At 74.2% G+C, this 9,393-nt stretch carries 8 protein-coding genes and 1 pseudogene; 6 read left to right on the top strand and 3 right to left on the bottom strand.

Annotated features, from left to right (window positions below; translation table 11 throughout):
• On the top strand, positions 1–365 hold a 365-nt coding region (locus MHW47_RS27190; RefSeq protein ID WP_374230156.1), incomplete at its 5' end, for a DUF6629 family protein.
• Positions 366–386: 21 nt separating this feature from the next.
• Here MHW47_RS27190 and MHW47_RS27185 read toward each other — a convergent pair.
• The gene (locus MHW47_RS27185) at positions 387–2,459 is read right to left on the bottom strand and encodes a SpoIIE family protein phosphatase (RefSeq protein WP_239226408.1); all 2,073 of its coding nucleotides are present in this window, start codon (positions 2,457–2,459) and stop codon (positions 387–389) included.
• Positions 2,460–2,657: 198 nt separating this feature from the next.
• On the opposite strand from MHW47_RS27185, the gene MHW47_RS27180 reads away from it, so the two are divergent.
• Positions 2,658–4,547 carry a rhamnogalacturonan lyase gene (locus tag MHW47_RS27180; protein WP_308381720.1) on the top strand — a complete coding sequence of 630 codons (1,890 nt, stop codon included), beginning with the start codon at positions 2,658–2,660 and terminating at the stop codon, positions 4,545–4,547.
• A 55-nt stretch (positions 4,548–4,602) separates the two neighbouring features.
• On the opposite strand, the gene pgm is transcribed toward MHW47_RS27180, so the two are convergent.
• Positions 4,603–6,243 carry a phosphoglucomutase (alpha-D-glucose-1,6-bisphosphate-dependent) gene (gene pgm / locus MHW47_RS27175; RefSeq protein ID WP_239226407.1) on the bottom strand — a complete coding sequence of 547 codons (1,641 nt, stop codon included), beginning with the start codon at positions 6,241–6,243 and terminating at the stop codon, positions 4,603–4,605.
• Positions 6,244–6,280: 37 nt separating this feature from the next.
• Entirely contained in the window at positions 6,281–7,015 is a 735-nt protein-coding gene (locus MHW47_RS27170) for a 4'-phosphopantetheinyl transferase superfamily protein (RefSeq protein ID WP_239226406.1), read from the bottom strand.
• Between the two features lie 174 nt (positions 7,016–7,189).
• Here MHW47_RS27170 and MHW47_RS27165 point away from each other — a divergent pair, with 174 nt between their 5' ends.
• The 4 genes and pseudogenes from MHW47_RS27165 to MHW47_RS27150 form a co-directional block, all read left to right on the top strand.
• Positions 7,190–7,672, top strand: coding sequence for a GNAT family N-acetyltransferase (locus MHW47_RS27165; protein WP_239226405.1), 483 nt, complete (start codon positions 7,190–7,192; stop codon positions 7,670–7,672).
• A 102-nt stretch (positions 7,673–7,774) separates the two neighbouring features.
• The gene (locus tag MHW47_RS27160) at positions 7,775–8,101 is read left to right on the top strand and encodes a cupin (protein WP_239226404.1); all 327 of its coding nucleotides are present in this window, start codon (positions 7,775–7,777) and stop codon (positions 8,099–8,101) included.
• Positions 8,102–8,141: 40 nt separating this feature from the next.
• Positions 8,142–8,768: a GNAT family N-acetyltransferase gene (locus tag MHW47_RS27155; protein WP_239226403.1), complete on the top strand. Its 627-nt coding sequence runs from the start codon at positions 8,142–8,144 to the stop codon at positions 8,766–8,768.
• Between the two features lie 122 nt (positions 8,769–8,890).
• A pseudogene (locus tag MHW47_RS27150) lies at positions 8,891–9,393 on the top strand (ABC transporter substrate-binding protein); the annotation flags it as partial.

Genomic DNA, 9,393 nt, shown 5'->3' with positions numbered 1-9,393 from the left:
GCCGCCTCGCCGCGCCCCTGGCCGCCGGAGCGGCGACCGCCGCCGTCCTCGCGTACTGCCTGGCGACCCGGCCGGTCACCGCCGAGGTGCGCGGACACACCCTCGGCTACGCCGTCGACCTGCCGCACCCCCGGCTCCTGGTGGCCGGCTACCTGCTGGCGACCGTCGGCGCGCTGCTCCTGTCCGGCGACCGCCGGCTGGTCCGGCTCGGGGTGCTCGTCGCGGGCGGGGCGGCGCTCTGCGCGGCGCTGTGGCGGTACGAGTTCCTCTCGACCTGGTGCGCGTTCGCCGCCGTGTGCTCGGTGGTCCTGCTCGGCTGGGCGGGACGGCCCGCAGCGGAGGAACCCCGAGCGGCCGGGCCCTGACCGGACCCCGTCCGCTGTCCGTCAGGCGTGCTCGTCCGGGATCTCCTGCTCCGTCCACAGCGCCTTGCCGTCGGTGCTGTACCGGGTGCCCCAGTGGTCGGCGAGCTGCGACACGATGAACAGACCGCGCCCGCCCTCGTCGACCGTACGGGCGTGGCGCAGATGCGGGGCCACCGGACTGGTGTCGTGCACCTCGCAGGTGAGCGTGCGGTCCAGCAGCACCCGCAGCCGCACGGGCGGGGTGCCGTAGCGGACGGCGTTGGTGATCAGCTCGCTGACGATCAGCTCCGTCGCCTCGATGGTGTCCTCGTCCAGCTCCCAGCCCTCCAGCCGGTCGCGGACCAGGGTGCGCGCCACCGCGGGCGTCGTCCGGTCGTGGGGCAGCTCCCAGGTCGCCACCCGGTCCTCCGGCACCACGCCCGTCCGGGCGATCAGCAGCGCCGCCCCGTCCGGATCGGCCTCGGCCGGCAGGTTGTACACGATCGCGTCGCACAGCTCCCGCAGCCGCCGGTCCGGGAAGGCCAGCGCCTCGCGCGCCCGCTCCACCGACTCCGCCTCCGGCACCAGCGCCTCGGTCAGGAACGCCAGCACACTGCCCTCGTCGAGCCGCACCGAACCGGTCGCGAAGGGCGCGCTGTCGTCCGAGAAGAGCGCGGGCCCCTCCGGCACGTCCAGCGCCAGCGGGCTGCCGTCGGGCCCCACGGCCACCGGCGCCGGATGCCCGGCGCGCGCCGCCGTGCACACCTGGGTGAACGGGTCGTACACCGCGTACAGGCACGTCGCGGTCAGCGGCTGGCGGTGCAGCGCGTCGCCCGGCGGCAGCGACCGGCGCTCGTCCACCAGCCGGTTCGCCGTGTCGTTGAGCCGGGCGAGCACCTCGTCGGGCTCCAGGTCGAGCCCCGCCAGCGCCTGGATCACGGTACGCAACTGGCCCATGGTGATGGCCGTCTGGAGCCCGTGCCCGGCGACGTTCCCGATGATGAGCGCGGTCCGGGCGCCGGAGAGCCCGATGGTGTCGAACCAGCAGCCGCTGTTGCGCCCCGGCAGCAGCACGTGCGCGGTCTCGATCGCCACATGGGCGCCGTCGTGCTGGGGGAGGAGCCGCCGCTGCACGGTCGAGGCGATCACGTGCTCGCGGGCGTACCGCAGCGCGTTCTCGATGCTCAGCGCCGTGTGCGCGCCGGCCGTCACCGCGAGGGCCAGATCGCGTTCGTCGTAGCGGTCGCCCCGGTGCCGGTACAGGCTCAGCAGACCGAGGACGGCGCCGTGCAGCTTCAGCGGGACCACGATCAGCGAGTGGGCACCGAGCGCCTCGATCACCCCGCGCGTCGGCGGATCGGCGTCCAGCCACGGCGTGTCCGGCCCCAGCCCGATCAGCCGGGGCCGCAGATCGGTGACGGCGAGCGCGAACGGCGTCGACTCGGGCAGCCTGCGCAACTCGCCGACCAGGTTGTCCGGCGCCGTCCCCGTCCCGCGCACCGCGGCCCGCCGCAGCGGCACGTCCCGGCCCAGCGGACTCAGCGGCGGATCGGCACCCCGCAACACCTCGTCCACCACCTCGACCACCGCCAGATCGGCGAACTCGGGCGCCAGCGCCGCCACCAGCCCCTCGCAGGTGGCCGCCACGTCGAGCGAGTGGCCCGCCCCCCGGCGCACCGCCGACAGCACATCGGCCCTGACGTGGGCCTTCTCGCGTTCGTCGACATCCACCACGGCCGCCAGCACCCCCAGCGGCCGGCCGTGGCCACCGTCCAGCCGGTGCAGCGTCACATTCATGCTCCGGGACGGCCCGGGGGCCGCCGCGAGCCGGCCGCGCGCGGGGTGGTCGAGCACGGGCTCCCCGGTCCGCAGCACCTCGCGCAGCAGCCGCTCGGCCTCCTCGGAGTCGTCCAGCCGGTACGCCTCGGTGAAGTGGAGGCCCACAATGTGCGCGGGATCGACGTCCTCGGTCAGGGCGTTGACGCGGACCACCCGCAGGTCGGTGTCCAGCACGTGCAGCCCCACCGCGGACTGCCGGAACAGCGTCTCCAGGAGCGCCCGGGCCATCTCCCCGCCCGTGTCCTCGCCAGGGGCCGTGGCTCCGGTCTCCGACACGTCGTACCCCCAACGGGCTCCGCCGCCCTGCCGATCGGCAGCTCTCCGGACAGCCTGCGCGCCCCCGCCCCCACCGGCCACCGCGCGGCGGCGAACGGGTGAGCCCGGTGTACGGGATCGGGCGGGGGCGGCAACCTTTCCGGGAGCGGCGGCCACTGAGGAGTACCCCACCCACCCCCACTCCGGAAGGCACGTACCGTGGTTCTCGGTCATTCCCGCACCGCCCGCAGACCCCGTACCACCCGGACCCGCACCGTGCTCGGCGCCGTCACCGCCGGACTCCTCGCCGCCACCGCCCTGGTCGTCACCGGCCGGACCTCGCACGCCGCCACCGCGCGGCAGGTGGAGGCACTGGACCGGGGCGTCGTCAGCGTCCACACCGGCAGCGGCAACCTCGTCAGCTGGCGCTGGCTCGCCACCGACTCCGACGCGGTCGCCTTCAACGTCTACCGCGCCGGTACGAAGGTCAACTCCTCGCCCGTCACCGGCTCGACCAACTTCTTCCACGCCGGAGCGCCCAGCCACGCCGACTACACCGTGCGCGCCGTCGTCGGCGGCGTCGAGCAGGGCGACTCGGCGCACGCCGTCCAGTTCCGGGCCGGCTACAAGGACGTGCCCATCAGCCCGCCGCCGGGCGGCACCACCCCGGACGGCGTCTCCTACACCTACGAGGCCAACGACGTGTCCGTCGGCGACCTCGACGGGGACGGCGCCCTCGACTTCGTACTGAAGTGGCAGCCCACCAACGCCAAGGACAACTCCCAGTCCGGCTACACGGGCAACACCGTCGTGGACGGCGTCAAACTGGACGGCACCCGCCTCTGGCGCGTCGACCTGGGCCGCAACATCCGCTCCGGCGCCCACTACACCCAGTTCCAGGTGTACGACTACGACGGCGACGGCCGGGCCGAAGTGGCGATGAAGACCGCGGACGGCACCGTCGACGGCCGGGGCACGGTGATCGGCAGCGCGTCGGCCGACCACCGCAACTCCTCCGGCTACGTCCTGTCCGGCCCCGAGTACCTCACCATGTTCAACGGCCTGACGGGCGCCGCCATGGGCACCGTCGACTACGTCCCGGCACGCGGCAGCGTCTCCTCCTGGGGCGACGGCTACGGCAACCGGGTGGACCGCTTCCTGGCCGGCACCGCCTACCTCGACGGCGGCCGGCCCTCACTGATCATGGCCCGCGGCTACTACACGCGCACCGTGATCGCGGCCTGGGACTGGCGCGGCGGGGCCTTCACCCGGCGCTGGACCTTCGACACCAACAGCTCGACCAACACCGGCCGCGGCTACGACGGCCAGGGCAACCACCAGCTGTCGGTGGCCGACGTGGACGGCGACGGCCGGGACGAGATCGTCTACGGGGCGATGGCGGTGGACGACGACGGCCGCTCCCTGTGGACCACCCGCAACGGCCACGGCGACGCCATGCACGTCGGCGACCTGGACCCGGCGCGTCCGGGCCTGGAGGAGTTCAAGGTGGACGAGGACGGTTCGAAGCCCTCGTCCTGGATGGCCGACGCGAGGACGGGGCAGATCATCTGGTCCACCCCGGCCGGCGGCGACAACGGACGCGGGGTCAGCGGCGACATCTGGGCGGGCAGCGCGGGCGCCGAGTCCTGGTCGTCGGCGGTCTCCGGGATACGCGACCCGCACGGCGCGGTGGTCGCGAGCCGCAAGCCCTCCAGCACCAACTTCCTCGTCTGGTGGGACGGGGACACCACGCGCGAACTGCTGGACGGCACCCACATCGACAAGTACGGCACCTCAGGCGACACCCGGCTGCTGACCGGCGACTCCGTCCACTCCAACAACGGCACCAAGGCCACCCCGGCCCTCTCCGGCGACCTGTTCGGCGACTGGCGCGAGGAAGTGGTCTGGCCGACCGTGAACAACACCGCGCTGCGCATCTACTCCACGCCGTACGAGACCGGCACCCGGATCACCACCCTGCTCCACGACACCACCTACCGCACCGCGCTGGCCTGGCAGAACACCGCCTACAACCAGCCGCCGCACCCCGGCTTCTTCCTCGGCGACGGCATGCGGCCCGCGCCGAGGCCGGCCGTGTGGACGCCCTGACCGGGCGTCCCTCCCGTCCCTCCCGGCCCGCGCCGGGAGGGACGGGGGCGCCGGATCAGGCGCCGAGCGCCGCCGAGACCACGGCCTTGGCCTCCTCCTGGACCCGTCCCAGGTGTTCGGCGCCCCGGAAGGACTCCGCGTAGATCTTGTACACGTCCTCGGTGCCCGAGGGGCGGGCGGCGAACCAGGCGTTCTCAGTGGTCACCTTGATGCCGCCGATCGCCGCCCCGTTGCCGGGCGCCGAGGTCAGCACGGCGGTCACCGGCTCACCGGCCAGGGTGTCCGCGCCGACCTGCTCCGGCGACAGCCGCGCCAGCACCGCCTTCTGCTCGCGGTCGGCGGGGGCGTCGATCCGCGCGTACGCGGGCTCGCCGAAGCGGTCCGTCAGCGCGGCGTAGTGCCGGGACGGGGACTCGCCGGTGACGGCCAGGATCTCGGAGGCGAGCAGGGCCAGCAGGATGCCGTCCTTGTCGGTCGTCCACACCGAACCGTCCCGGCGCAGGAACGACGCCCCGGCCGACTCCTCGCCGCCGAACCCCAGCGACCCGTCGGCCAGCCCGTCCACGAACCACTTGAAGCCCACCGGCACCTCGACCAGCCGCCGGCCGAGGTCCGCGGCCACCCGGTCGATCATCCCGGACGACACCAGCGTCTTGCCGACCCCGGCCCCGGACGGCCAGTTCTCCCGGTGCGCGTACAGGTAGTGGATGGCCACGGCGAGATAGTGGTTCGGGTTCATCAGCCCGGCGTCCGGGGTGACGATGCCGTGCCGGTCGGCGTCGGCGTCGTTGCCGGTGGCGATCCGGTAGCGGTCGCGCTGCCCGATCAGCGAGGCCATCGCGTGCGGCGACGAGCAGTCCATGCGGATCTTCCCGTCCCAGTCCAGCGTCATGAACCGCCAGGTGGGGTCGGTCAGCGGGTTGACCACGGTCAGATCGAGCCGGTGCTGCTCGGCGATCCGCCCCCAGTACGCCACCGAGGCGCCGCCCAGCGGATCGGCGCCGATCCGCACGCCCGCCTCGCGCACCGCGTCCAGGTCGAGCACGGAGGGCAGGTCCGCCACGTAGGTGCCGAGGAAGTCGTACCTGCCGGTGGTGGGGGCGGCGAGCGCACGCGCGTACGTCACCCGGCGGACGTCCTTGAGGCCGCCGGCGATGATCTCGTTGGCCCGGTCCTGGATCCAGCCGGTCGCGTCCGAGCCCGCCGGACCGCCGCTCGGCGGGTTGTACTTGAACCCGCCGTCGCCCGGCGGGTTGTGGGACGGGGTGACGACCACGCCGTCCGCGAGCCCCGACGAACGGCCGCGGTTGTACGTGAGGATGGCGTGCGAGACGGCGGGCGTCGGGGTGTACCCGTCCTCGGAGTCGATCAGCACCCGTACGTCGTTGGCGGCGAACACCTCCAGCGCGGTGACCCGGGCCGGTTCCGACAGGGCGTGGGTGTCCGCACCCAGGAACAGCGGCCCGTCCGTGCCCTGCCGGGCCCGGTACTCGCTGATGGCCTGGCTCGTCGCCGCGATGTGGTCCTCGTTGAAGGCGGTGGCCGTCGACGAACCGCGGTGCCCGGAGGTGCCGAACGCCACCCGCTGGCCGGGCTCGGCCGGATCGGGGTGCAGCGCGTAGTACGCCGTCACCAGCCGTGCCACATCGGTCAGATCCTCGGGGCGCGCCTGCTGTCCGGCTCGTGCGTGCGGCATCTGCCACTCCTCCGTATCGGTCGGTCGATGCGAACTGTCATTTTCGCCGGTCGGAGCCCCCGGCGGGCGGGCGCCCCGCCGTACCGGCGGCCACCGCCGCCGCGTACCCGGAAGGGACGGCGACATCGGTGACCGTCCAGCCCGGCGGGTCCAGCGGGCGCGGCCCGGTGCCGATGTGCTCGCTGTGCAGACCGCCCGCGAGGCCGATGCCCTCGCCCTTGAGATACGCCTCCTTGCGGGTCCACACCCGGGCGAAGGCGGCGGGGCGCTCCGCGGGGGGCAGCCCGGCCAGCTCGGCCTCCTCGGCCGGGTGCAGCTGTCCGGCGACCTCCGCCACGACCTGCGGTTCCGGGACGCGTTCGACGTCCACCCCGACCGGTGCGTCCGCGAAGGCCAGCAGCGCGACGCCCCGGGTGTGCGAGAGCGAGAAGTGCACCCCGCCGCCGGTCGCGGGCCGGCCGTGCGGGCCGTCGCAGGACGGGCAGCGCTCCCGCACCAGCCGTACGGCGTCCGGAGCCACCCCCTGGTGGGCGCCGAGCAGCAGCCGCAGGGCCACGTGGGCGGCGGTGTAGCACGCGCGGTCGGCCGGGAACGCCAGCCGCTGCGCACGGGCGCGCTCGGAGGCGTCGAGGATGCCGGACGCCAGCCGCCCGAAGGCCTCCGCGTCCCGGTCGGTGTCCACCAGCCAGACGGAGGGGACTCCGGGACGCCAGGAGGGTGCGGGCCCCCGGTAGCCGTCCTCGGTCAGCGTGAACACGTGGGGCTGGTACACCGTTACGTCGTTTCCTCGGCAGGTACGGGCGCTGCGGCGGACACCGGCGGCGCGGGGCGCTCTTATCCTAGGGAGATCCGCAGCGAGCCCGACGTATGTTCGACCACCTGGGGATGTGTCAGACACCCCTGCACCGCCGCATCCGTCGCGGCGGGGCTTCGGACAGGAGACCGTATGCCGCTGGACCCTCGCCCCGCCGTGCTCCGGGAGGCCCGCCCGCAGGACGCCGGACCGCTCACCGAGATCTTCCTCGCCTCCCGCGCCGCCGCCATGCCGTACCTGGCGCGGGTGCACAGCGACGAGGCGACGCTCGCCTGGATGACCCACGTGGTGCTGCCCGGCACGGAGGTCCGGGTGGCCGAGACCGCCGGGGACGGCGGGCCGGGGCGGATCGCCGGGTTCGTCTCGCTCGACGGCGAGGAGTTGGAACACCTCTACCTCGCTCCGCCGCTGCGCCGGCTGGGCATCGGCTCGCTGCTGCTGGAGGCCGCCAAGGCGGCCCGCCCCGACGGGCTCTCCCTGTACACCTTCCAGCGCAACAGCGGGGCCCGCGCCTTCTACGAACGCCACGGGTTCACCGCGGTCGCGTTCGACGACGGCAGCCGCAACGAGGAGCGCGAACCGGACGTGCGGTACCGGTGGAGTCCGGCCGGCTGAGCCGTTCCTCCCGGGCTCCAGCGGTACGGCGCGGCGCCCTCCGGACGCGAGGTACCGGGTGCCAGGTTCGCGGGCGGGCGGGCGCTGCGGCAGAGTGGGCACATGGACGCTCCGAACAATCTCAACGCACTCGCCGCAGAGCACCTGGCCGCCGCCCGCAACTCGCCGCACGGCCGCAGTGCCCACCTCCTGCTCCACCAGGACCCGCTGCGCCAGACCGTCATCGCCCTGACCTCGGGCGCCGCGCTGGACGAGCACAACGCCCCGCCCGCCGCCTCGCTCCAGGTCCTGCGCGGCTCCGTCCGGCTCACCGCGGGCTCCGGCGACGTCGAACTGACCCCCGGGCAGCTCCACCCGATCCCGCAGGAGCGGCACGGCCTGCTCGCCCTGGAGGACGCCGTCGTCCTCCTCACGGCCGTCAATCCCTGATCCCTTGTGGGAGCGCTCTCGGCGTCGGCAGGATGAGCCCGTGAACCTTCTTCCCGGCCCGCGGGCCTACCGCCCCGAGGACAGCGCCGCCCTCGCCGACATCTGCATCCGCACCGCCGACGGCGGCGGCGACGCCCGGGACATCTACCCGGACCACGACCTGGTTCCGTCCGTCTTCGCCACGCCCTACGCGTATCTGGAACCCGATCTGGCCTTCGTCCTGGACGACGGCACGGGCCGCGCGGTCGGCTACATCCTCGGCACCGCCGACACCGTCCGCTTCGCCGAGGAGTTCCGCACGCGCTGGCTCCCCCTGGTCGCCGACCGCCACCCGCGCCCCGAGGGCCCGCCCCGCACCCCGGCCGAAGCGATGGCCGCCCTCCTGCACACCCCCGAGCGGATGGTGCTCCCGCAACTCGCCGGACACCCCGCCCACCTGCACATCGACCTGCTGCCCGACTGGCAGCGCAAGGGCTACGGCAGGGCCCTGATGCGCACCTTCCTCGCGGCCCTGCACGCCAAGGGGGTCGGCGGCGTCCACCTCTCCATGCTCACCTCCAACACCCCTGCCCGAGCCTTCTACGACCGCCTCGGCTTCACCGGGATCGACGTCCCCGACCCCGGACCCGTCACCTACCTCGGCCGCACCACCGAGCCGGACCTGTAGGCCCTTCCCGGCCGGATCCTTGCGCCGTCCCCGTCCCGGAGGATGCTCCCCGGCCCGGCTGGGCAGGTACTCCCCGACCCGCCGCCGCACGGGCGGCGGGTACCCGTGGGGAGGCATGTGACGTGAACGAGCGGACCGCATGGCAATTCACCGACGACCGGGGGCAGTTGTCGGCAACCGGGGAGCGCCCGCAGCGGGTGCTCGCCTACGCCCAGGCCGGAGCGACCCTCTGGGACCACGGCATACGCCCGGCCGGGATCTTCGGCTCCGGCCACGACGACCCGGCCGCCCCCGACCCCGCCAAGACCGGCTCGCTGCCCCTGGACGGCATCGCGTACGCCGGAGCCGGGGCCACCCTGGACACGGACGCCCTGCTGAGCGGCGCACCCGACCTCGTCGTCGCCGTCAGCTACGGCGGAGGCCAGGTCTACGGCCTCGACCCGGAGACCGCCAAACACCTGGAGGAGCAGGTCCCGGTCGTCGTCATCGACGTGGGCCAGGGGCGCACCCTCACCGGGATCGGCGACCGGTTCGCGGAGCTGGCCCGCTCGCTCGGCGCCCGGGAGCCGGCCGCCGCCGCCCGCGCACGGGACGCCGCCGAGGCCCGGGTACGCGCGCTCACCGC

The sequence above is a fragment of the Streptomyces sp. OfavH-34-F genome (assembly GCF_022347745.1).
Lineage (GTDB): Bacteria > Actinomycetota > Actinomycetes > Streptomycetales > Streptomycetaceae > Streptomyces.
Note: the sequence above shows the minus strand (reverse complement) of the source record. Positions and strands in the feature narration are given on the sequence as shown.